The organism is Pseudomonas sp. CFBP13509 (genome assembly GCF_005233485.1).
GTDB classification, from domain to species: Bacteria; Pseudomonadota; Gammaproteobacteria; order Pseudomonadales; family Pseudomonadaceae; genus Aquipseudomonas; species Aquipseudomonas marginalis.
In genome coordinates, this window is the sequence record NZ_QGAA01000005.1 from 153,401 (window position 1) to 174,698 (window position 21,298).

20 protein-coding genes are annotated in these 21,298 nt (G+C 62.7%); 11 read left to right on the forward strand and 9 right to left on the reverse strand.

Annotated features, from left to right (window positions below; translation table 11 throughout):
• Positions 1-19 precede the first annotated feature (19 nt).
• On the forward strand, positions 20-2,527 hold the full coding sequence (gene hrpB / locus PspCFBP13509_RS10540) for an ATP-dependent helicase HrpB (protein WP_137211997.1): 2,508 nt from the start codon (positions 20-22) through the stop codon (positions 2,525-2,527).
• A gap of 78 nt (positions 2,528-2,605) precedes the next feature.
• On the opposite strand, the gene PspCFBP13509_RS10545 is transcribed toward hrpB, so the two are convergent.
• Together PspCFBP13509_RS10545 and PspCFBP13509_RS10550 are read right to left on the reverse strand one after the other, a co-directional pair.
• Positions 2,606-3,694 (reverse strand): endonuclease/exonuclease/phosphatase family protein, encoded by a 1,089-nt coding sequence (locus tag PspCFBP13509_RS10545; RefSeq protein WP_137211998.1) that lies wholly within the window; start codon positions 3,692-3,694, stop codon positions 2,606-2,608.
• Between the two features lie 40 nt (positions 3,695-3,734).
• Positions 3,735-4,394, reverse strand: coding sequence for a YciC family protein (locus PspCFBP13509_RS10550; protein WP_065925008.1), 660 nt, complete (start codon positions 4,392-4,394; stop codon positions 3,735-3,737).
• Between the two features lie 180 nt (positions 4,395-4,574).
• On the opposite strand from PspCFBP13509_RS10550, the gene PspCFBP13509_RS10555 reads away from it, so the two are divergent.
• The 3 genes from PspCFBP13509_RS10555 (at position 4,575) to PspCFBP13509_RS10565 (ending at position 6,570) form a co-directional block, all read left to right on the forward strand.
• Positions 4,575-5,318: a DUF2076 domain-containing protein gene (locus PspCFBP13509_RS10555; protein ID WP_065924991.1), complete on the forward strand. Its 744-nt coding sequence runs from the start codon at positions 4,575-4,577 to the stop codon at positions 5,316-5,318.
• 117 nt (positions 5,319-5,435) lie between these two features.
• Positions 5,436-5,912 (forward strand): NYN domain-containing protein, encoded by a 477-nt coding sequence (locus tag PspCFBP13509_RS10560; protein ID WP_024077544.1) that lies wholly within the window; start codon positions 5,436-5,438, stop codon positions 5,910-5,912.
• 46 nt (positions 5,913-5,958) lie between these two features.
• Positions 5,959-6,570: a 3'-5' exonuclease gene (locus PspCFBP13509_RS10565; RefSeq protein WP_065924992.1), complete on the forward strand. Its 612-nt coding sequence runs from the start codon at positions 5,959-5,961 to the stop codon at positions 6,568-6,570.
• Positions 6,571-6,868: 298 nt separating this feature from the next.
• On the opposite strand, the gene PspCFBP13509_RS10570 is transcribed toward PspCFBP13509_RS10565, so the two are convergent.
• Positions 6,869-7,330 carry an Lrp/AsnC family transcriptional regulator gene (locus tag PspCFBP13509_RS10570; RefSeq protein WP_065924993.1) on the reverse strand — a complete coding sequence of 154 codons (462 nt, stop codon included), beginning with the start codon at positions 7,328-7,330 and terminating at the stop codon, positions 6,869-6,871.
• 161 nt (positions 7,331-7,491) lie between these two features.
• On the opposite strand from PspCFBP13509_RS10570, the gene yedA reads away from it, so the two are divergent.
• Together yedA and PspCFBP13509_RS10580 are read left to right on the forward strand one after the other, a co-directional pair.
• Positions 7,492-8,388: a drug/metabolite exporter YedA gene (gene yedA / locus PspCFBP13509_RS10575; protein ID WP_065924994.1), complete on the forward strand. Its 897-nt coding sequence runs from the start codon at positions 7,492-7,494 to the stop codon at positions 8,386-8,388.
• Between the two features lie 48 nt (positions 8,389-8,436).
• A complete protein-coding gene (locus PspCFBP13509_RS10580; protein WP_065924995.1) occupies positions 8,437-9,774 on the forward strand; it encodes a DEAD/DEAH box helicase in 1,338 nt (445 codons plus the stop codon).
• A 117-nt stretch (positions 9,775-9,891) separates the two neighbouring features.
• Here PspCFBP13509_RS10580 and PspCFBP13509_RS10585 read toward each other — a convergent pair whose 3' ends face one another.
• Together PspCFBP13509_RS10585 and PspCFBP13509_RS10590 are read right to left on the reverse strand one after the other, a co-directional pair.
• Positions 9,892-11,118, reverse strand: a complete 1,227-nt coding sequence (locus PspCFBP13509_RS10585; RefSeq protein ID WP_137211999.1) for a TIGR03862 family flavoprotein — start codon at positions 11,116-11,118, stop codon at positions 9,892-9,894.
• A gap of 171 nt (positions 11,119-11,289) precedes the next feature.
• Entirely contained in the window at positions 11,290-12,210 is a 921-nt protein-coding gene (locus tag PspCFBP13509_RS10590; RefSeq protein ID WP_065924997.1) for a histone deacetylase family protein, read from the reverse strand.
• Between the two features lie 76 nt (positions 12,211-12,286).
• On the opposite strand from PspCFBP13509_RS10590, the gene PspCFBP13509_RS10595 reads away from it, so the two are divergent.
• From PspCFBP13509_RS10595 to PspCFBP13509_RS10605, 3 genes are read left to right on the forward strand one after another with little or no spacing between them, the layout of a single operon-like run.
• Positions 12,287-12,856 (forward strand): GNAT family N-acetyltransferase, encoded by a 570-nt coding sequence (locus PspCFBP13509_RS10595; protein ID WP_065924998.1) that lies wholly within the window; start codon positions 12,287-12,289, stop codon positions 12,854-12,856.
• A 41-nt stretch (positions 12,857-12,897) separates the two neighbouring features.
• The gene (gene tesB / locus PspCFBP13509_RS10600; protein ID WP_027605282.1) at positions 12,898-13,767 is read left to right on the forward strand and encodes an acyl-CoA thioesterase II; all 870 of its coding nucleotides are present in this window, start codon (positions 12,898-12,900) and stop codon (positions 13,765-13,767) included.
• On the forward strand, positions 13,764-14,351 hold the full coding sequence (locus tag PspCFBP13509_RS10605) for an HAD family hydrolase (RefSeq protein ID WP_137212000.1): 588 nt from the start codon (positions 13,764-13,766) through the stop codon (positions 14,349-14,351). Before tesB ends, PspCFBP13509_RS10605 begins: the two co-directional genes overlap by 4 nt.
• Positions 14,352-14,394: 43 nt before the next feature.
• On the opposite strand, the gene PspCFBP13509_RS10610 is transcribed toward PspCFBP13509_RS10605, so the two are convergent.
• From PspCFBP13509_RS10610 to PspCFBP13509_RS10620, 3 genes are read right to left on the reverse strand one after another with little or no spacing between them, the layout of a single operon-like run.
• Positions 14,395-15,375, reverse strand: a complete 981-nt coding sequence (locus PspCFBP13509_RS10610; RefSeq protein WP_137212001.1) for an alpha/beta hydrolase — start codon at positions 15,373-15,375, stop codon at positions 14,395-14,397.
• Positions 15,376-16,263, reverse strand: a complete 888-nt coding sequence (ypfJ, locus tag PspCFBP13509_RS10615) for a KPN_02809 family neutral zinc metallopeptidase (RefSeq protein WP_065925001.1) — start codon at positions 16,261-16,263, stop codon at positions 15,376-15,378.
• 44 nt (positions 16,264-16,307) lie between these two features.
• Positions 16,308-16,721, reverse strand: a complete 414-nt coding sequence (locus PspCFBP13509_RS10620) for a membrane lipoprotein lipid attachment site-containing protein (protein WP_137212002.1) — start codon at positions 16,719-16,721, stop codon at positions 16,308-16,310.
• 199 nt (positions 16,722-16,920) lie between these two features.
• Between PspCFBP13509_RS10620 and PspCFBP13509_RS10625 the strand changes: the two genes are divergently transcribed.
• Entirely contained in the window at positions 16,921-17,799 is an 879-nt protein-coding gene (locus PspCFBP13509_RS10625) for a DMT family transporter (RefSeq protein WP_065925003.1), read from the forward strand.
• Here PspCFBP13509_RS10625 and PspCFBP13509_RS10630 read toward each other — a convergent pair whose 3' ends face one another.
• Positions 17,800-19,134 (reverse strand): MFS transporter, encoded by a 1,335-nt coding sequence (locus PspCFBP13509_RS10630; RefSeq protein WP_065925004.1) that lies wholly within the window; start codon positions 19,132-19,134, stop codon positions 17,800-17,802.
• 223 nt (positions 19,135-19,357) lie between these two features.
• Between PspCFBP13509_RS10630 and quiC the strand changes: the two genes are divergently transcribed.
• A complete protein-coding gene (quiC, locus tag PspCFBP13509_RS10635; protein WP_027605288.1) occupies positions 19,358-21,259 on the forward strand; it encodes a 3-dehydroshikimate dehydratase QuiC in 1,902 nt (633 codons plus the stop codon).
• Positions 21,260-21,298: the final 39 nt, after the last annotated feature.

Consider the following 21,298-nt stretch of genomic DNA (forward strand, 5'->3'; position numbering starts at 1 on the left):
GACCTATTCGGGAGCCAGTATGAATTCGTTGCCCATTGATGATGTTTTACCCGCCCTGCGTGACGCCTTGGCGAATCGCCATGAAGCCGTGCTGGAAGCGCCGCCCGGCGCCGGTAAAACCACCCGCGTGCCCTTGGCCTTGTTGAATGAGCCTTGGCTGGCGGGGCAGACCATCCTGATGCTCGAACCCCGGCGCCTGGCCGCCCGTGCCGCCGCGGAACGCCTGGCCAGCGAACTGGGGGAGAAAGTCGGTGAAACCGTCGGCTATCGCATCCGTCTCGACAGCAAGGTCGGGCCCAACACGCGCATCGAAGTGGTCACCGAAGGCATCCTCACCCGTCGTTTGCAGGACGATCCGGCACTGGACGGTGTCGGTCTGCTGATCTTCGACGAATTCCACGAGCGCAGCCTCGACGCCGACCTGGCACTGGCCTTGAGCCTGAACGGCCGCGACCTGTTTCGCGACGAGCAACCGCTGAAAATCCTGCTGATGTCCGCCACCCTTGAAGGCGAGCGCCTGGCCAGCCTGCTGGACGATGCGCCGATCCTGCGCAGCGAGGGGCGCATGTTCCCGGTGCAGATGCGTTGGGGGCGGCCGTACCAGGCCGGTGAATTTATCGAGCCGCGCGTGGTGCAAACCATCCTCGAAGCCCTGCACGATGAAACCGGCAGCGTGCTGGTGTTCCTGCCGGGTCAGGCGGAAATTCGCCGGGTCAACCAGCAACTGGCCGACGCCCTGGGGAATAGCCCTGACGTGTTGCTCTGCCCGCTGCATGGCGAGCTGGACCTCAACGCCCAGCGCGCGGCCATCGATCCGGCACCGGCCGGTAAACGCAAAGTGGTGCTCGCCACCAACATCGCCGAGACCAGCCTGACCATCAACGGCGTGCGTGTGGTGATCGATGCCGGGTTGGCGCGGGTGCCGCGTTTCGACCCCGGCAGCGGCATGACCCGCCTCGACACCCAGCGCATCTCCCGCGCCAGCGCCACCCAGCGCGCGGGCCGGGCCGGGCGGTTGGAGCCGGGGGTGTGTTATCGGTTGTGGTCCGAAGACCAGCATGAAGGGCTGGCCGCGTATGGCAGTGCGGAAATCCTCGCCGCCGACCTCGCTGGCCTGGCCTTGCAGCTGGCGCGCTGGGGCGTCACGCCCCCACAGCTCGTGTGGCTCGATGTGCCACCCACCGCCGCCTATGCCCAGGCCCAGGATTTGCTGGTACGCCTCGGGGCCTTGAATGACGAAAAACTCACGGCACATGGCCAGAAGATGGCCGAGCTGCCGGCCCATCCACGCATCGCCCATTTGTTGCTGCGCGGGCAGGACCTGGGGCTGGCGGCCACGGCCTGTGATGTCGCGGCACTGTTGGGCGAGCGCGATATTTTGCGTGGTGGCGGCGCGGATTTGCACAGCCGCCTGGCGCTGATGTCCGGTGAAGAGCGTGCGCGCGGTACTCAAGGCGGCGTGCAACGCGCCAAGCAACTGGCGCGGCAATACCGTGGCCATTTGAGAGGCCAGGCGACCCGGCCGGTGGCCGACCCCGACCACCCGCGCTGGCTCGGCGCCTTGCTGGCGCTGGCCTACCCGGACCGTGTCGCCCAGCAACGTCGCCCCGGCGGTGCTGAATATCGCCTGGCCAATGGCCGCGCGGCATTATTCGCCGAGGCCGACAGCCTGATGAAACAACCTTGGCTGGTGATCGCCGACCTCGGCAGCCGCCAGGGCCAGCGTGAAGAGCGTATTTATCTGGCGGCGGACTTCGATCCGGCGCTGTTCGACACGGTGCTCGCGGAACAAGTGCGCAACGTCGATCAACTGGACTGGGACGAGCGCGAAGGCGTGCTGCGCGCCGAACGCCAGCGCAAAGTCGGTGAACTGGTGCTCAGCCGCGAACCGCTCACCGGCCTCGACGAAGCCGCGCGCAGCCAGGCGCTGGTCAACCTGGTGCGGCGCAAAGGCCTGGAGCTGCTGCCCTGGACCCCGGAACTGCGCCAATGGCAATCCCGCGTCCTGCTGTTGCGCCAGTTGGACGCCGGCAAAACCAGCGAATGGCCCGACGTCAGCGACAGCGCCCTGCTCGCCGGCCTGGAGCACTGGCTGATGCCCTACCTGGGCAAAGTCTCGCGCCTGAGTCACTTCGCCAACCTGGATATCTCCAGCTACCTGCACAACCTGCTGCCCTGGCCGCTGCCCCAGCGCCTGGACGAACTGGCACCGCAGCATGTGAGGGTGCCATCGGGTTCATCGGTGCGGTTGGACTACAGCGAACAGCCGCCGATCCTGGCGGTGCGCTTGCAGGAACTGTTCGGCCTGGCCGACACCCCGCGCATTGCCGGCGGGCGCCAAGTGGTGAAGTTGCACCTGCTGTCCCCGGCGCGGCGGCCGGTGCAGGTGACCCAGGATCTGGCGAACTTCTGGCGCAGTACCTACGCCGAAGTGAAGAAGGATCTGAAGGGCAGGTATCCCAAGCATTACTGGCCGGATGATCCGCTGATAGCCGAGCCGACCGCGCGGATCAAACCCCGAAAGTAAGCGTGGCAGAGATTCAAATGTGGGAGGGGGCAAGTCGAATCGTCGCACCGGCCTCCCACATTAATCTTGTTGTGTGGGTTATTGCGCGGCGGGCAACAGGAACCGCGCAATCACCGGCAGATGGTTGGAAATACGCAACGTATCCTCCTGCCGCACCTTGGCCTCCACCCGCTTGATCCGCGGGCTGTAGAACAGGTAATCGACGGTGCGATCCGGGCCATCGATGCTCGGGTCATTGGGAAAGTACGTCAGCCATTTCTCACGATCAATCCCACTGGATTGGCTGTTGCTCGGGATCATCGGGTACTTGTCCCACAGTAAATGCAGCTCGCTGTCCGGCGAATACTGCCCGCGCTTACCCGCCTCCAAACGCAGGAACTGCCCCAGGGGCAGCAGGTTGAAATCGCCGCCGATCAGCCAGGGCGTGCCACGGCCTTCGAATTTATCCAACAGCTTGACCGTGCTGATGACCTGTTCCTGCACCGCACTGCGCCCCGGCGCGTCGCCATCCAGGCGGGTGTTGAGCACCGCCAGTTGGCCGCCATCGCTCAGCGGCAGGTAGGTCAGCAGCAAGGCCGGCTTGGGTTGGAACTGGCGGCTGATGATATTGGCCTCGGGCGCCGGCAATTGCAGGCGTTCGGCGTGTTCGATCTGGTAGCGGCTCAGGGTGGCCAGCTTGCGGCCGACGCTGCCGAAGATATGCCGGTCGGGCACGAAGTCGGCTTTCCAGTCGAAGGCCTGGGCACTGCACGGGTAGAGGTCGACCAGGCGCTCCTGCAAAAGCGCCAGTTGGTCCTGATAGTGGGAAGGCTTGGCGTTTTCGTCGAGTTCCTGCAACAGCAGGATGTCGGGTTGTTCATCGCGAACCACCCGCGCCACTTCGTCGAGGCTGGCGGCCATGTCCTCTACGGTGGGGCGGTCGTCCGGGCCGCTGCCGTCGGCAGTGTCGTACCAGAACACGTAGTTCTTGCCGGCCAGGTATTGCACGTTCCAGGTCATGACCTTGAGCGCCTGCCCGGGCAACAGGGTTGGCGCACGGGGCGCGACGCAACTGACGGGCAGGGTCTCCTTGGCGGCGGGGCGCCAGGTCAGGCTGTAGATCAGGGCCGTCAGCAGGCCTGCGACGATCAGCAGGCCCAGCAGGGTGATGCGCAATAAACGGGTCATCGGCTCGGCTTATGGCGTTTCAGGAGTGGCGTGGAGCATATCACCGCGCGTCGGCATCGCCACCGATCAGCATGAATAAACGGAACAGCACCACGCTGGTGAACAGTTGCAGGAAGCTGTGGGCGCTGTCCATCAACAGCCCCAGCAGCGGCGCGGGGTTGGGATAGGCCGCGACGCTGGCGCCCTTGAGCAGCCACAGGGGCGTCATGACACACAGCAGGCACACCAGGATTCGCCAGAAATGCCCACGGGTCAGGCGCAGACTTTCCTTCATCGCCTCCAGCGCCGGCATGCCGCGCAATACCAGCAGGTACTCGGCGAACGCCAACACCACCATCAGCCACAGGCCCGGCAGGAAATACAGCGACAGGCCCAGCAGAATCAGGAGGGTACTCATGGCGGTCAGCAGGGCGAAGCGCGGCCACAGGGTCAGGGCCATGGCCCAGATGTCCTTGGTGCGCGGCGACTCGCCACGGGTGCGGGCGTCGAGAAACAGGATCAAGGCACCGGTGTACAGCGGGTACACCAGCAAGCCCACCACCACGCTGTAGCCGGGGAACGCATCCGCGCCGAGCGTGTGGTCGAGCAGCTGTTGCAACAGGGCTTCGAGGATCACCAATGGCAGGCACAGTTGGACGATTGCGCCCAGGTTGCCTCGGGTAAAACGGAAGGAGTCACGCAATACGTCTAACGGATTCATCGGGTTCATCGCAGGCCTGAAAGCAAGGGCAACACTTTAACCGATCATGGCCAGCGGTAAGCAAATGTAAACCTTGAGTAAAGACCATTGAAACAACTCGTAACACCCCCATAACGGTTAAGCACCTGGCCTGATCACAGGCAAGGCCACGATTTCTACCGGCAATCTAACGAGGTCGCCATGAACAGCGAAGAGCAAACCCTGATCGATGGACTGTTTTCACGGTTGCAGCAAGCCGAAACGGACTCAGCCCCCCGCGACGCCCAGGCCGAAGCGCGGATCAAGGAGCATATGACTCGCCAACCGGCCGCCGGGTACTACATGACCCAGTCGATCCTTGTTCAGGAACACGCGCTCAAGAGTCTCGACGCGCAGAACAAGCAACAGGCGCAGCAGATCCAGCAATTGCAGGATGAGTTGCAGCGGGCCAAGTCCGCACAAGCGGCCCCGGCGAGCAGCGGTGGTTTCCTGTCGAGCATCTTTGGCGGTGGTTCCCGTGATCCGCAACCGGCCCAGACCGCTCCGGCCTCTTCCGGCGGCGGCTGGCGTGAACCGGCGCGGCCGTCCTTTGGCCAGCCAGCGCCGCAACAGAACTATCAACAGCCACAACAACCTGCCGCTGCCCCCATTGGCAGCGGGTTCCTCGGTGGCGCGATGAAAACCGCCGCGGGCGTGGCCGGTGGTGTGTTGCTGGCCGAAGGCATCAGCAGCCTGTTCAACCACAACTCGCAACAGCCGCAGGTTGTGGAAGAGATCATCCGTGAAGAGCCGGCGCCCGCCAGTGACAACGGCAACTGGGGCAACGACGACCAGAAGTTCGCCGGCAATGACAGCTGGGGCAGCGACAATGCCTCGGACAGCTTTGCCGACAGCGACTATTCCGACGATTCCTCTTCCTTCGGCGACGACGATTCCTTTGTCTGACCCTTCCGGCCCGGGGCGCTGAGCCGCCTCGGTCTGATTTTTCCCGGCAACCTTCTCGCGGCTGGCATACTGGCACCCTTTCCGGGCCCTGGCGCCTGGCTGTCATGGGGAAGTGCGGTGAAGAAAATTGCAGTGTTCGCCGATGTACAAAACCTCTACTACACCGTCCGCCAGGCCTATGGTTGCCATTTCAACTACGCCGCCCTGTGGGCTGATATCAGTTCGCGTGGGCAGATCGTCGAGGCCTATGCGTATGCCATCGACCGCGGTGACAGCAAGCAGCAGCAGTTCCAGCAGATCCTGCGCAACCTGGGGTTCACGGTAAAGCTCAAGCCGTATATCCAGCGCAGCGACGGTTCGGCCAAGGGTGACTGGGACGTGGGCATCACCATCGACATCATGGACGCCGCCGACCACGTCGATGAAATTGTGCTGGCCTCCGGTGACGGCGATTTCGACATGCTGCTCGACCGCATCATCCACAAGCACGGCGTCGAAGCCGTGGCCTACGGTGTACCGGGGCTGACGGCCAACTCATTGATACGTGCCGCCAGCCGCTACGTGCCGATCGAAGGCGCGTTGCTGCTCAAATAAGCACGGCGGCTTAATAAATAAAGGGTTAGACGGAGTTGGAACAGGTTTGGAACGTATAGCGGTCATCGACTTTGAAACCACCGGCATCACCCCGAGCAGCCACTGCCGGGCCACGGAAATCGCGGTGGTTATCCTCGAGCGCGGCCAGATCGTGGACCGCTACCAGAGCCTGATGAACGCCGGTGTGCGCGTGCCCGGTTTTATCGAGCAACTCACCGGCATCAGCAACGCCATGCTGCGCAGCGCCCCGCCGGCCGAGCGGGTGATGAACGAAGTCAACGAATTCGTCGGCACCACGCCGCTGATGGCGCACAACGCCGCGTTCGACCAGAAGTTCTGGGATTTCGAACTGGGCCTGATCCGCCGCACCCGCCTGCAAAAATTCGCCTGCTCCCTGCTGCTGGCCCGCCGCCTGATGCCGGCTGCGCCCAACCACAAGCTCGGCACCCTCAACGCCTACGCGAAACTGCCCCACACCGGCCAGGCCCACCGCGCGCTGGCGGATGCGGAAATGGCCGCGAACCTCACGGCGCACCTGGCCCAGGAACTGCGGCGTACCCATGGCTTGCGCGAACTGTCCCACGACCTGCTGTGCACCCTGCAGAAAGTGCCGGCGGCGAAGATCAATGAGCATCTTAAGAAGCATCGCGGGTTCTGACAGAACAACGCCGTTCAAAAAAATGTGGGAGGGGGCTTGCTCCCGATGGACATAGGTATCTAAACAACTTTGGCTCAACGCTCAACGCCCGGCAGATAGAGCTGTTGTGGTGAGCGGGCTTGTCCCGCGTTGGGCTGCGTAGCAGCCCCAGTAGAGAAGAACGCGGTGTATCAGAGACTCTGTAGAGGCTGGTTTTGGGGCTGCTTCGCAGCCCAACGCGGGACAAGCCCGCTCGCCACAGGGAGATTTGTCAGGGTCTGGAAGGTTGTGTAGATACCCATGCCCCGATGGCGGTAGATCAGGCAACCGTTTTGCCATTGACCTCCAACTGCCCCAACGGCACCCGCCGCTCGATCGCGCTCGACAAAATGATCGAGGTCTTGCTGAACCCGAATTTCGCCAGCCGATTGATCAAGTTCTCCAACTCCGGCATCGAGCCCACCGCCGCTTGCATGATCACGCACGGATCGCCCGTTACCCGGTGGCATTCGGTCAACTCCGGGATTTCGGCCAGTGCGTCATAGACCTTCTGGTTGCCGTGGTTGGTCAGCCGCAGTTCGATCACGCACTGAATCGGCAAGCCCACTTTCGAAAAATCCACCTTGGCCTGGTACCCGGTGATCACCCCGCTGGCTTCCAGCTTGGCCACGCGTTCGGCCACGGCGGGGGCGGAGAGGTTTACCGTGCGGGCCAGTTGCGCGTAGGAGGCGCGGCCGTCTTCGAGCAGGGCGCTGAGGAGCATGCGGTCGTATTTGTCCATCGGAAGGCTCCAGTTGCGCGTGGCTTTCGAAAGCATGGTTTATAGCCCTCATAACCATGTTTTGAAAAGTGTATGGGCGGTTTAAACAGGTTTTGTAACTTATGTTTAACAACCTGCCTTTTTAGAATAAGCCTCTCTTATCTCTGCCTTCGAGCCGCCCAATGCCTGGCACACGTCGCTTTCCCTTACCGTTGATCGCCGCCTTTTTTGCACTGTATGTGATTTGGGGTTCCACCTACCTGGTGATTCGCATCGGCGTTGAATACTGGCCACCGCTGATGCTGGGCGGCATTCGCTTTTTGCTGGCGGGTGCGGCGATGTATGGCTTTTTGCGTTGGCGTGGGGCGCCGGCGCCGACCTGGGAGCAGTGGAAGGCCGCTGCCAAGATCGGTATTTTGCTGCTGACCTTCGGCAATGGCGCGGTGAGTGTGGCCGAGCACACTGGGGTGTCGTCCGGCGTGGCGGCTCTGGCGGTGGCGACCGTGCCGTTGTTCACCTTGCTGTGTGGGTATTTCTGGGGCGCGCGCAATACCCGGCTGGAATGGGCCGGGGTGATCCTGGGCATGATCGGTATCGCCATGCTCAACATGGGCAGCACATTGCAGTCGAGCCCCATGGGCGCTGCTTTGTTGTTGTTTGCAGCAGCGTCGTGGGCGTTTGGTTCGGTGTGGAGTCGGCGCCTGCCGTTGCCGCCGGGCGCTATGGCCAGTGCCGCAGAAATGCTGGTGGCCGGGGTGACACTGTTGATCGCCAGCGCGCTGACCGGTGAGCGCCTGCAAGCCATGCCGCCGCTGGAAGGCTGGCTGGCCCTGGCTTACCTGGCCGTGTTCGGCTCGATCATCGCCTTCAACGCCTATATGTACCTGCTCAAGCACGTACGCCCGGCAGCCGCGACCAGCTATGCCTACGTCAACCCTGCCGTCGCAGTGTTGCTGGGGATTGTGTTCATCGGCGAGACCATCGGTCTGGAAGAGGCCCTGGCCATGCTGGTGATTATCAGCGCCGTGCTGTTGATCAGCCTGCCCCAGTGGCGAAAGCCCAAGCCGGAAATAAGGTAAACTGCCGCGCATTACGCCCTTGCGCTGAATTTTTCCTACGGTAACTACATGACTTTCGCCACACTTGGCCTGATCGAACCCTTGCTGCGCGCCCTTGAGACGCTCGGCTACCAGACCCCGACGCCGGTGCAGGCGCAAGCCATTCCGGCGGTGCTCGCCGGTCGCGACCTGATGGCCGCGGCCCAGACCGGCACCGGCAAGACCGCCGGTTTCGCCGTGCCGCTGCTGCAACTGCTGACCATGGAAGGGCCGAAAGTCGCCGCCAACTCGGCGCGCGCGCTGATCCTGTGCCCGACCCGTGAGCTGGCCGAGCAGGTTCACGCCAGCGTTGCCGAATACGCCCAGCACCTGCCGCTCACCACCTACGCGGTGTACGGCGGCGTGAGCATCAACCCGCAGATGATGAAGCTGCGCAAGGGCGTCGACATACTGGTCGCCACGCCGGGCCGCCTGATCGACCTGTTCCGCCAGAACGCGCTGAAACTCAACCAGCTGCAAACCCTGGTGCTGGACGAAGCCGACCGCATGCTCGACCTGGGCTTCTCCGAAGAACTGGCGAACATCTACCGCATGCTGCCGAAAAAGCGCCAGACGTTACTGTTCTCCGCGACCTTCTCCGATGACATTCGCCTGCTGGCCGGGCAGATGCTCAACGACCCGCTGACCATCGAAGTCAGCCCGCGTAACGTCGCCGCCAACACCGTCAAGCAATGGGTAGTGCCGGTGGACAAGAAGCGCAAGGCGGAGCTGTTTGTGCACCTGATGCGCAAAGGCCGCTGGAAGCAGGTGCTGGTGTTTGCCAAGACCCGTAACGGCGTGGATGCGCTGGTGGATAAGTTGCAGGGCCTGGGCATCAACGCCGATGGCATCCATGGCGACAAGCCGCAAGCCACGCGCCAGCGCGCGCTGGACCGTTTCAAATCGAGCGAAGTGCAGATCCTGGTCGCCACCGATGTAGCGGCCCGTGGCCTGGATATCGAAGACCTGCCGCTGGTGGTCAACTTCGACCTGCCGATCGTGGCGGAGGACTACATCCACCGCATCGGCCGGACCGGTCGCGCGGGTAACACCGGTGAGGCGATTTCCCTGGTGTGCGCCGATGAAGTCAACATGCTGTCGGCCATCGAGATGCTGACCCGCCAGACCTTGACCCGCAAGATGGAACAGGACTTCGAGCCGGAACACCGCGTGCCGGATACCGATGCCAGCGGTCAGGTGGTGAAGAAGCCGAAAAAACCGAAGAAGCCCAAGGCGTCCGGTGGTGGCGGTGGTAAACGCAACCTCGGCAAGTGGGTGGACAGTGGTGAAGTGGCGCCGTCGGAGCCTTCGATCAAGCCGGTGCGTAAGGTGCCGGTGTTTAATACCGGGCCGCGTAAGAAGAAGTGATTTTGCGGGGTGGCTGATGGCCTCATCGGGGGCTAGCCCCTCCCACATTTTGAATGTATTCACAAATCAAACTGTGGGGGCTTGCCCCCGATGGCGGCTTTGAATCCACCGCAGATCTCAGCGGTTGAGCCACTCCAACATCCCCCGCCCAGCCGCTCTGCCACTGGCAAAACACCCCGTCAGCAAATACCCCCCGGTCGGCGCTTCCCAGTCCAGCATCTCCCCCGCACAAAACACCCCCGGCAATTGCTTGAGCATCAGCCGCTCATCCAACGCCTCAAAGGGCACACCGCCTGCGGTGCTGATGGCTTCATCCATCGGCCGTGTCTTCACCACTGTCAGCGGCAACGCCTTGATAGCCCCCGCCAACTGCGCCGGGTCGTTGAAGTGTTCGGCGGGTGCCAACTCGCGCAGCAGCGCCGCCTTGACCCCATCGAGGCCCAATTGACTGTGCAAATGCTTGCTCATCGAGCGTGAGCCACGCGGCTTGGTCAAGGCGGCCTGGACCTTGTCCAATGGCTTGCTCGGCAGCAAATCGATATGCACCGTCGCCGAGCCATTACGGTTGATCGCCTCACGAATCGGCGCCGACAGCGCGTAGATCAAACTGCCCTCGATACCGGTGGCGGTGATCACGCATTCGCCGAGTCGCGGCTTGTCATCCCCCAGGCCAATGGCGACGTTTTTCAACGGTGCGCCGGCGAATTTGCTGACCATCAATTCACTCCAGGCCGACACCTCGAAGCCGCAATTGCTGGGTTGCAGTGCCACGTAAGGCACGCCTTTATCCTCCAGCAGCTTGAGCCAGGCGCCGTCGGAACCCAGGCGCGACCAACTGCCGCCGCCCAAGGCCAACAGCACAGCATCGCTGTGAACAACTTTTTCGCCGTCCGGGCTGTGGATAAGTAGATCACCCTCGGCATTCCAGCCCAACCAACGGTGCCGGGTGTGGATAACCACGCCCTGGTCGCGCAGGCGTTTGAGCCAGGCACGTAATAGCGGGGCGGCTTTCATATCGGTAGGAAATACACGACCGGAGGTGCCGACAAAGGTTTGAATACCCAGACCATGAATCCACTCGCACAACGCCTCGGCCCCAAACCCGCGCAGCATCGGCGCCATATTCGCGGCACGCTCGGCGTAGCGCGACAGGAACGCGGGGTACGCTTCGGAGTGGGTGATGTTCATGCCGCCCACGCCCGCCAGCAGGAATTTGCGCCCCACCGAGGGCATGCCGTCGTACAGGTCTACTCGCACCCCGGCCAGGCTCAAGACTTCGGCGGCCATCAGCCCGGCAGGGCCACCGCCGATGATGGTGACGTGTCGAGAGGAAATATCGGGCATGGGCAGGGCTACGATCGCGGAAATAGGCCGAGCATTCTACCCGAGGCGCGCGGCGCTGCCTGATCAAAAAACGTACAGCTTCCTACAGGCTATACGGATGCAGGCTTTCAGACGCTTACGCTCAAGTTATCCACAGGCCGTTCCACAGGCATTGTGGGTAACGCCCACACTTCAATGACACCCTGATGACGTCCACACCCGCTGCGCGCTGTGGTGCAGGATCCCGTGGCGGCGGGCCAGGGCCGGGCGATCCTTGCTGTAGCCGCCACCGATCACGCCCATCACCGGGATGTCGCGGCCCAGGCAATGGCGCATCACGCTTTCATCGCGGGCGGCCACGCCTGCGTCTGTCAGCTTGAGGTAACCGAGGGCGTCATCCTTGTGCACATCGACGCCGGCGTCGTAGAGCACCAGGTCCGGCTGGTAGAGCGGCAGCAGGTAGTTGAGGGCGTCGTCCACCACCGTGAGGTAGTCGGCATCGCCCATGCCCATGGGCAGCGGGATGTCCCAATCGCTCTGGGCTTTGCGCGCAGGGAAGTTCTTTTCGCAGTGCAGGGACACGGTGATTGCATCCGGCATGTCGTGGAGGATGCGCGCGGTGCCGTCGCCCTGGTGCACGTCGCAGTCGAAGATCAGCACGCGGTTGACCCGGCCGCTGGCCAGCAGGTAATGGCTGATCACCGCCAGGTCATTGAAGATGCAAAAGCCCGCCGGGTAGTCGTAGTGGGCGTGGTGGGTACCGCCCGCCAGGTGGCAGGCCAGGCCATGTTCCAGCGCCTGCTCCGCCGCCAGGATCGAGCCGCCGACCGCGCGCACGGTGCGTCGGGCCAGGGCTTCGCTCCAGGGCAGGCCAAGGCGCCGTTGGTCTTCGCGGGACAACTCGCCGCTCATGTAGCGTTCGATATACCCAGGTTCATGGGCGAGGGCCAGAATCTCCGGTGGGCACAACGATGGGCGCAGCAATTGGCTGTCCTCGGTCAGGCCGCTGGCCACCAGGTGGTCACGCAGCAGGCGGAACTTGTCCATGGGGAACCGGTGGTCTGCCGGGAACTCAGGGCTGTAGTCATCGTGGTAGATCAATGGCAAAGGCATGGGATTTTCTGACGGGGATCTGCGAAGGATCTTAACAGCGCTGTACACTCACGCACATGGCAAGGGGAGGGGACCCATGGAGGAGATATTGCAATTGGAAAGCGCGCGCCTGGTCATGCGCCAGTGGCGCGATGCAGACCTGACGGAATTCGCGCGCATGTGTGCCGACCCGCAGGTGATGCGCTATTTCCCGGCCAGATTGAGCCACCTGGAAAGCGCCGCCCTGATCGGCCGGATTCGCGGCCACTTCGCCGAATACGGTTTTGGCCTGTGGGCCCTGCAACGCAAGGACACGGGTGAGTTCATCGGCCTGACCGGGTTGCAGAACGTCAGCTTCGAAGCGGGCTTTACCCCCGCAGTGGAAATCGGCTGGCGCCTGGCCCGTGAGCATTGGGGCCTGGGTTATGCCAGTGAGGCGGCCTGGACCGCGCTGCGCTGTGGTTTCGACCGTTTGCAGTTGGACGAAATCGTCGCCTTCACCACTCAAGCCAATCTGCCATCACAAAAAGTCATGCAGGCCATCGGTATGCATTACGATCCCCAGGCAGATTTTGCACACCCCAAGGTCGCAGCCGATGACCCGCTGCGCCCCCACGTTTTGTACCGCATCACCCGCGCCCAATGGTTGGACACGCTGCACGGATAAGCAGCCCGGAATGCCCTATCGATTGTTGTAGGAGTTGCTCTATGAGCCAAGTATTGGAAGATCTGGTGGACTTGCTGACCCTGGAGCCGATCGAGGAAAACCTCTTTCGCGGCCGCAGCCAGGACCTGGGTTTTCGCCAACTGTTCGGTGGCCAGGTGCTCGGCCAGTCGCTGTCGGCCGCCAGCCAGACCGTCGAAGAAGCGCGGCATGTGCATTCCCTGCATGGCTATTTCCTGCGCCCCGGCGATGCGAAGTTGCCGGTGGTGTACTCGGTGGACCGTGTACGCGATGGCGGCAGTTTCAGCACCCGCCGCGTGACGGCGATCCAGAAGGGCCACCCGATCTTCACCTGCAGCGCTTCGTTCCAGTACGACGAGGCCGGCTTCGAGCACCAGACCACCATGCCCGTGGTGGTCGGCCCGGAAAACCTGCCGTCGGAGCTGGAGCTGACCCAGCAGCGCGCGCACCTGATCCCCGAGCATATGCGCGACAAGCTGCTGTGCCCCAAGCCCATCGAAGTGCGCCCGGTCACCGAAAAAGACCCGTTCAACCCGCAGCCGTCCGACCCGGTCAAATACGTGTGGTTTCGCGCCGATGGTGCCCTGGCGGATACGCCGGCGCTGCACAAATACCTGCTGGCCTACGCCTCCGACTTCGGCCTGCTGACCACCTCGTTGCTGCCCCACGGCAAGACTGTTTGGCAGAAAGACATGCAGGTCGCCAGCCTCGACCACGCGTTGTGGTTCCACGCCGACCTGCGTGCCGATGACTGGTTGCTGTACGCCATGGACAGCCCATGGGCCGGCAATTCCCGTGGGTTCTCCCGCGGCAGCGTGTACAACCGCGCCGGGCAACTGGTGGCGTCGGTGACCCAGGAAGGTTTGATCCGCCATCGCAAGGATTGGGCATGAGCCTGACGGACGTTAAGCACTGGGTGTTCGACATGGACGGCACCCTGACGGTGGCGGTGCATGACTTTGCGGCGATTCGCGCGGCCCTGGACATTCCCCCCGAGGACGACATCCTCACTCACCTTGCCGCATTACCGGCGGACATCGCAGCGGCCAAGCACGCCTGGTTGCTGGAACATGAGCGCGAGCTGGCGCTGGGCTCCGTCGCGGCGGACGGTGCGGTGGAACTGGTGCGCGAGCTGGCCGGGCGCGGTTATCGCCTGGGCATTTTGACCCGCAATGCGCGGGAGTTGGCGCATATTACCCTGGAGGCGATTGGCCTGGCGGACTGCTTTGCCGTGGACGATGTGCTGGGGCGCGACGATGCGCCGCCCAAGCCCGATCCGGGTGGGTTGTTGAAATTGGCGGCGGCGTGGGATGTATCGCCGAGCGAGATGGTGATGGTCGGCGATTACCGTTTTGACCTGGACTGCGGCCGGGCGGCAGGGGCGCGGACGGTGTTGGTCAACCTGCCGGAGAACCCGTGGCCGGAGCTGGCGGATTGGCATGCTGCAGATTGCGCGGTACTGCGCCGGATGATTTAGGCCAGGCAATAGAGATCAAATGTGGGAGGTGCGGTTTCTTCAGTTAATGCTGGGAAAACAGTACCTTCTGGCCCTCGGGCGACGTAAACATCCTATCCCCGTCATGCCCCACCCCCGGCACTTCCACCAGCGTCTGGCGCAACTGCGGATGGCGCTGCTTGAGGTAGTCAAAGTAGTTGTGCCCGCGAATCAGCCGATACGCGCCCTGGGTCTCGGCTTCGCAGCTTTTATCCAGTGCCGGGTGGTTCGGGTTGGTGTCCTGTTGGCCCAGCAGGTAAGTGATGGTGCGTGATACGTAGGCTTGTTCCAGCTGCTCGGCGCTTTGGCCGTTGGCGTAGGCCGGCAGGTGCTGCATGCCGTACTTCCAGGCGTTGAAGCCCGGGCAACTGGCGGTCTCGAACTTCACCGGCCGCTGTGGGCTGAAGTAGGCATAGGACGAGGGGTTGGCCACCACATAACGCAGGCGGATGCCCTCGGTTTGCAGGGTCGGGTGCGCGTGGCCGGTGAGGGCGAAGCGCTGCACCACCTGGCCACCACCGGAGTGGCCGGCGACCACGATTTCCTTCAGCGCCGGGAACAGCGTTCGGTTGCCCAGGTGCTTGATGATCTGGTCGAGGGCGCCGAAAGAGCTGATCTGGCCCGGGCCGGTCGAGGCGTCGCCGGCCATCCAGTCATTGCCTTTCCAGCGCAGCACTTGGTTGTCCAGGTGGTTGCGCTTCATGTCGGACCCGTTCAGAAACTGCGGCGCGATTACCAGGGTGTTGGCGGCGACGCCGGCGTGTTCGGCGGCATCCATTCCGCTTTGCAGGTAGGTCTGCGCATTACGCAGGCGCCCGTGCACGATGATCAACGCGCGGGTGACGTCGGGCAGTGGCTGGCGCCAGTCCTGGCTCAGGCCGAGGCTGAGATCGCCGGCTTCCAGATGAAAACGCTCGGGTCTGACGACCTTGACGCCATGCTCGGCGGCCCAGGCGGATGATGAGATGAGCAACAGGCCCAACAGCAGTCCCAATCGTTGATTCATTTATAGGCTCTTGGCAGCGAACGTGTCGCATTGAGTGATCTGGCCCTGGGCGAAGCCGGTCTTGAACCAGCGCACCCGCTGTGCCGAGGTGCCGTGGGTAAACGAGTCCGGCACCACGCGTCCCTGGCCCTGCTGCTGCAAACGGTCATCGCCGATGGCGTTGGCCGCATTCAGCGCTTCTTCAATATCGCCCGGTTCCAGCCAGTTCAGGCGCTTTTGCGCACGGTTGGCCCACACACCGGCGAAGCAGTCGGCTTGCAGCTCCTGGCGCACCAGCAGGCCACCGTCGCCTTGCATCTGCCGGCCTTGCTGGCGTGCGGCCTGGATCTTCGACGAAATGCCCAGCAACGTTTGTACGTGGTGCCCGACTTCGTGGGCGATCACATAGGCCTGGGCGAAATCGCCGGCCGCCTGGAAGCGTTGGGACATTTCCCGGAAGAAATCCAGGTCCAGATAGACCTGCTGATCAGCCGGGCAATAGAACGGACCGCTGGCCGAGGTGGCGCCACCACAGGCGGAATTGACCCGGCCACGGAACAGGATCAGTTTCGGGTTTTTGTAGACCAGGCCGTTTTCCTTGAACACCTGGCCCCAGGTGTCTTCGGTATCGCCCAGCACCGCGCGTACGAAGTCGGCCTGCTCATCGTTGGCCGGCGGCGCCTGGCGTGACTGCGTACTCACCGAGGGCGCCTGTTCCATCTGGCCGGTCAACTGGCCGAGGATCTGCATCGGGTCCTGGCCGGTCAGCCAGCCGATGCCGACGATCAGCACAATCGCGGTCAGGCTCAGGCCCTTGCCGCCGCCAAAGCGCATCCCGCCACCGCCGCCGCCACTGTCATCGCGGGCATCCACCACGTTGTCGCTGCGTCGGCCTTTTTTCCATAGCATGGGGCAATCCTCTGTGTGCTAACCGTGATTGAGTATGGTCGGTATTAACGGCAATAGCCTTCGCCGGTGGCGACGATCAGGCAGTCTTTTTTGTCCGCGAGCCATTTCAGCCCGGTCGCTTCTCCGTCGCCGGCGCGCAGCAATTGGGGGCCGTCCGGACGGGTGAAGGCGATGCCGTCTTCGGCCGCTTCACCCTTGAAGGTGCCCGAGTCGTCGGCGTCGAGGCCGTATTGCATGGTCAGGAGGTAATGGCCACGGCCGACGCTGTCGTCCTTGGCGATGGTCAGGTGCAGGTCTTCGACGCCGATCCATTTGCCGACCCATTTATCCGTGGGCGGGGTTTCGGGTACCAGGGTGGCCTGCACGGAAGGCGGCGCAGGTTTGGGCGCTGGCGTGGACGCCTGGTTGCAGGCGGTCAGCAGGGCAAGGGCAGAAAGAACAAAAAGAATTTTTTTCATCGCGGCAAGGCCTTGGTTAAAAAGTATGCAATGCGCAGGCTAAGGTGCTGCGTTGGACTCGAATGCGGTGATTTAGTGCGCTGTTCGCCCGCTGTTTGGTTATGCTCTTGGGGCAGGCGCCAGCCCGGCTGCTAGATTACCGGGTTGAGCGCTGTTTCGTTCAGTGCTCAGCGTTCCGCTCGCCACGCAAGAGAATTCCATGACTGTCAGCACCCCCCTTTCCGGCGTCAACCATCCTTTCAAAGGCATTTTGCTGATCGTGTTGGCGACATTCCTGTTCTCCAGCCACGATGCCTTGTCCAAATACCTGGCCGGGTTCTACCCGATCGTGATGGTGGTGTGGGTGCGCTACGTGGTGCACACCTTGCTGATGGCCGGGATTTTCCTGCCGCAATCAGGGCTGCGCGTGCTGCGCAGTAAACGCCCGGGGATGCAGGTGGTGCGGGCCTTGTGCCTGTTGGGCACCAGCCTGTTTTTCACCACGGCGCTGCATTACATCCCGTTGGCGGAAGCCACGGCGGTGAACTTCCTCGCGCCGATCCTGGTGACGGCACTGTCGGTGCCGCTGCTTGGCGAACACGTGACACGCGGCCAATGGCTGGCGGTGATCTGCGGTTTCGTCGGCGTGCTGGTGATCATTCACCCAGGCGGTGAGTTGTTCACGCCCGCGGTGTTACTGCCGCTGTGCTCGGCGCTGTTCTTCTGCTTCTACCAACTGCTTACGCGCATCCTCAGCCAATACGACACGCCCACCACCAGCAACTTCTTCGCCGGGCTGTGCAATACCTTGGTGATGAGTGCGATGGTGCCGTTCTTCTGGCAGGTTCCCACGCTGTGGCATGGCGTGTTGATGCTGGCGCTGGGCACCTGTGGGATGACCGCGCACTTGATGCTGACCCAGGCGTTTCGCTTCGCGGCACCGGCCTTGCTGGCGCCGTTCGGCTATTGCCAGATCGTCTTCGCGGGGTTGTTGGGCTGGCTGGTGTTCAACCATACCCCCGATGTGACCACGGTGGTCGGCATCGGGGTGATCTGCATGAGCGGTCTGGCCGCTGCCTGGCAGCAGCGGCGCAGGTGATCAGGCGTCTACGGTCGGAATCTTGCGCGGTGCCATGAAGTACATCCAGGTCAGCGCAATGAAGTACATCGCCGGGATCAGGGTGAACAACACGGTGTAGTTGTTGTTGGTCACGGTGAGGATGTGGCCGACGATCTGGGTCATGAACATGCCGCCGATGGCCGCGCACATGCCGCCGAAACCGAACACCGTGCTCATCATGTGCTTGGGCGTGTAGTCCATCACCAGGCTCCAGATGTTGGCGGTCCACGCCTGGTGCGCACCGATGGCCAGGGAAATGGCAAACACCGCGACCCACAGCTGGCTGGAACCGGCCGCCATGATCACGCCGACGATGCAGCAGGCAAACAGCAGCATTGACAGCAACCGCGCCTTGATCGAGTTCATCCCCCGACCGATCAGGAACGAAGACAGAATCCCCCCGCCCACACTGCCGAAGTCGGCGGTCAGATAGATGATGATCAGCGGGATACCCATCTGGGTCACGTTGATGCCCAGGTTGTATTGCTGGTTCAGGAACGGCGGCAGCCAATACAGGTAGAACCAGAACACCGGTGCGGTGAGTGCATAAGCGATGGCAAAGGCCCAGGTGCCGCGCATGCGCAGGATGCGGCTGAACGGTACGCCGGGTTGTTCCGGTTCGACTTCCCGTTGCACGTAGTCCAGTTCGGATTGTTTAACGCTCGGGTGGTCTTCCGGGTTGTAGTACTTCAAGCCCCAGAACACCAGCCAGATCGCGCCCAGCGACGCCATGCACAGGAACGCAGCCTGCCAGCCCCACACATGCAGGATCAACGGCAGCAGCATCGGCGTCATCATCGCGCCGACGTTGGTACCGGCGTTGAAGATACCGGTGGCCACCGCACGCTCACCGGCGGGGAACCACAGGCGGGTGGTCTTCACGCAGGCCGGGTAGTTGGCGGCTTCGGTCAGCCCGAGGATAAAGCGGCAGACCATAAAACCGACCGCCGAAGTGGCCAAGCCATGGGCGCCAGTGGCCAGGCTCCACAACAGTACGGCGCAGAAGAACACGCGCTTGACGCCCACGCGGTCGATGAGTCGGCCTTGCAGCACGAAGCCGATGGCGTAGCCGACCTGGAACCAGAAGTTGATGTTGGCGTAGTCCATCGCCGTCCAGCTCATTTCCTTGGCCAGGATCGGTTGCATCACGCCCAGGGCGGCGCGGTCGATGTAGTTGAGGGTGGTGGCGAAGAACACCAGGGCCAGCATGCCCCAGCGGGTTTTACCCACGGCCATGGCGCCGCGGATCTTGTCGCCGATGCCGGCGTGCGGGGTGCCCGGGCGCGCGGCCAGGGCGGAATTTTGCGAAGGCATGTGGTTGTACCCGTTTTTTGAAATTTTTATGAGGTGTTGTGGGTCTTCTTTTGGGTGTCGCTGCGTGATTGATGGTGCGCAGTGGCTAAAAAATCGTCAATTCGCCAAAGAGGCTTAGTGTTCGATAATCGCACCAAAAACTAACCGGTTCGTACATTTTAATTGCTGCGGGTAGTCTGGGGGCGAATAATTTGCCATAAACAACAATTGCCGGGAGTCACCCATGCAACGTTCCATCGCCACCGTGTCTTTGAGCGGTACCCTGCCGGAGAAGCTCGAAGCCATTGCCGCCGCCGGGTTCGATGGGGTTGAGATCTTCGAGAACGACCTGTTGTATTACGACGGCAGCCCTCGGGAAGTTAGGCAGATGTGCGCCGACCTCGGCATTGCCATCACCTTGTTCCAGCCGTTTCGCGACTTTGAAGGCTGCCGCCGCGATCGCTTGGCGCGCAACCTGGAGCGCGCCGAGCGCAAGTTCGACCTGATGCAGGAACTGGGCACCGACCTGGTGCTGGTGTGCAGTAACGCTTCGGCCGATTGCGTCGGGGATGAACGCATCCTGCTCGACGACCTCGGCCTGTTGGCCGAACACGCCGGCCGTCGCGGCCTGCGCATTGGTTATGAAGCGTTGGCCTGGGGCAAGCATGTGAACACCTGGCAGCAGGTGTGGAACCTGGTGCGCCAGGTCGATCACCCGAGCCTTGGGGTGTTGCTCGACAGCTTCCACACGCTGTCGCTCAAGGGCGACCCGAGTGCCATCGCGCAGATCCCCGGCGACAAGATCTTCTTTGTGCAAATGGCCGACGCGCCGATCCTGGCCATGGATGTGCTGGAGTGGAGCCGGCATTTTCGCTGCTTCCCCGGCCAGGGTGAATTCGACTTGGCGGGGTTCCTCGCGCCGATCATCAAGAGCGGCTACACCGGGCCGTTGTCCCTGGAAATTTTCAACGATGGCTTTCGCGCCGCCCCAACCCGCGCGAATGCGGCGGATGGCCTGCGCTCCCTGCTGTACCTGGAAGAGAAAACCCGCGAGCGCCTGCAACAGGAGGCCCCCGCGCAACCTGTCGAGATTCTGTTTGATACCCCGGCGGCCAGCGAATACGACGGTATTGAGTTCCTTGAGTTCGCCGTGGATGAAAACCTCGGCGCCAAGCTCACCCATTGGCTGGAACGCCTGGGTTTCGTCAAGGCCGGCCAGCACCGCTCCAAGAGCGTGAGCCTGCTGCGCCAGGGCGACATCAACCTGATCCTCAACTGCGAACCCTATTCCTTCGCGCATAACTTTTTCGAGGCCCATGGGCCGTCGTTGTGCGCCACGGCGATTCGGGTCAAGGACAGCGCCAAGGCCCTGGAACGGGCGGTGGCCTACAAGGGCCAGCCCTATCGCGGCCTGGTCGGGCCCAACGAGTTGGAGCTGGCGGCAGTACGTGCGCCGGACGGTAGCCTGATTTACCTGGTGGATCAGAGTGAGGGGGGGATCTACGACACCGACTTCAATCTGCAAGCGTCCAGCGCTGCCGGCGGTGGTTTGCTGCGCATCGACCATATGGCCATGGCCTTGCCGGCCGACAGCCTCGACAGCTGGGTGCTGTTCTACAAGAGCCTGCTGGATTTCGAAGCCGATGACGAAGTGGTGCTGCCCGACCCTTACGGCCTGGTGAAGAGCCGTGCGCTGCGCAGCCGTTGCAGCTCGATTCGCTTGCCGCTGAATATTTCCGAGAACCGCAACACCGCGATTTCCCACGCGCTCTCGAGCTATCGCGGCTCGGGTGTGCATCACATTGCCTTTGACTGCGCGGATATTTTTGCCGAAGTGCGCCGTGCCAAGGAGGCCGGGGTGCCGCTGCTGGATATTCCGCTCAACTACTACGATGACCTGGCCGCGCGCTTTGATTTCGATGATGAGTTCCTCAGCGAACTGGCGTACTACAACGTGTTGTACGACCGTGACGCCCAGGGCGGTGAGTTGTTTCATGTGTACACCGAGCCCTTCGAAGGACGGTTTTTCTTCGAGATCATCCAACGCAAGAACGGTTACGCCGGCTACGGCGCGGCCAACGTAGCGGTGCGCCTGGCGGCGATGGCCAAATCCCGCAGCGGCGCGGTGCGCCAGGCGCGTTTATAACGGTGGGCCAGGTGCTTCCTTCGTAAGACGCCTCGGCCC

Excerpts from the sequence above, each read along its gene's own strand:
- yedA (WP_065924994.1), top strand. The coding sequence starts at position 7,492 with ATGCCTGGCACACGTCGCTTTCCCTTACCGTTGATCGCCGCCTTTTTT.
- PspCFBP13509_RS10625 (WP_065925003.1), top strand. The coding sequence starts at position 16,921 with ATGACTGTCAGCACCCCCCTTTCCGGCGTCAACCATCCTTTCAAAGGC.
- PspCFBP13509_RS10555 (WP_065924991.1), top strand. The coding sequence starts at position 4,575 with ATGAACAGCGAAGAGCAAACCCTGATCGATGGACTGTTTTCACGGTTG.
- PspCFBP13509_RS10570 (WP_065924993.1), bottom strand. The coding sequence starts at position 7,330 with ATGGACAAATACGACCGCATGCTCCTCAGCGCCCTGCTCGAAGACGGC.
- PspCFBP13509_RS10550 (WP_065925008.1), bottom strand. The coding sequence starts at position 4,394 with ATGAATCCGTTAGACGTATTGCGTGACTCCTTCCGTTTTACCCGAGGC.
- PspCFBP13509_RS10585 (WP_137211999.1), bottom strand. The coding sequence starts at position 11,118 with ATGCCCGATATTTCCTCTCGACACGTCACCATCATCGGCGGTGGCCCT.
- PspCFBP13509_RS10595 (WP_065924998.1), top strand. The coding sequence starts at position 12,287 with ATGGAGGAGATATTGCAATTGGAAAGCGCGCGCCTGGTCATGCGCCAG.
- ypfJ (WP_065925001.1), bottom strand. The coding sequence starts at position 16,263 with ATGCTATGGAAAAAAGGCCGACGCAGCGACAACGTGGTGGATGCCCGC.
- PspCFBP13509_RS10610 (WP_137212001.1), bottom strand. The coding sequence starts at position 15,375 with ATGAATCAACGATTGGGACTGCTGTTGGGCCTGTTGCTCATCTCATCA.
- tesB (WP_027605282.1), top strand. The coding sequence starts at position 12,898 with ATGAGCCAAGTATTGGAAGATCTGGTGGACTTGCTGACCCTGGAGCCG.
- PspCFBP13509_RS10620 (WP_137212002.1), bottom strand. The coding sequence starts at position 16,721 with ATGAAAAAAATTCTTTTTGTTCTTTCTGCCCTTGCCCTGCTGACCGCC.
- PspCFBP13509_RS10630 (WP_065925004.1), bottom strand. The coding sequence starts at position 19,134 with ATGCCTTCGCAAAATTCCGCCCTGGCCGCGCGCCCGGGCACCCCGCAC.
- PspCFBP13509_RS10580 (WP_065924995.1), top strand. The coding sequence starts at position 8,437 with ATGACTTTCGCCACACTTGGCCTGATCGAACCCTTGCTGCGCGCCCTT.
- hrpB (WP_137211997.1), top strand. The coding sequence starts at position 20 with ATGAATTCGTTGCCCATTGATGATGTTTTACCCGCCCTGCGTGACGCC.
- quiC (WP_027605288.1), top strand. The coding sequence starts at position 19,358 with ATGCAACGTTCCATCGCCACCGTGTCTTTGAGCGGTACCCTGCCGGAG.
- PspCFBP13509_RS10590 (WP_065924997.1), bottom strand. The coding sequence starts at position 12,210 with ATGCCTTTGCCATTGATCTACCACGATGACTACAGCCCTGAGTTCCCG.
- PspCFBP13509_RS10605 (WP_137212000.1), top strand. The coding sequence starts at position 13,764 with ATGAGCCTGACGGACGTTAAGCACTGGGTGTTCGACATGGACGGCACC.
- PspCFBP13509_RS10545 (WP_137211998.1), bottom strand. The coding sequence starts at position 3,694 with ATGACCCGTTTATTGCGCATCACCCTGCTGGGCCTGCTGATCGTCGCA.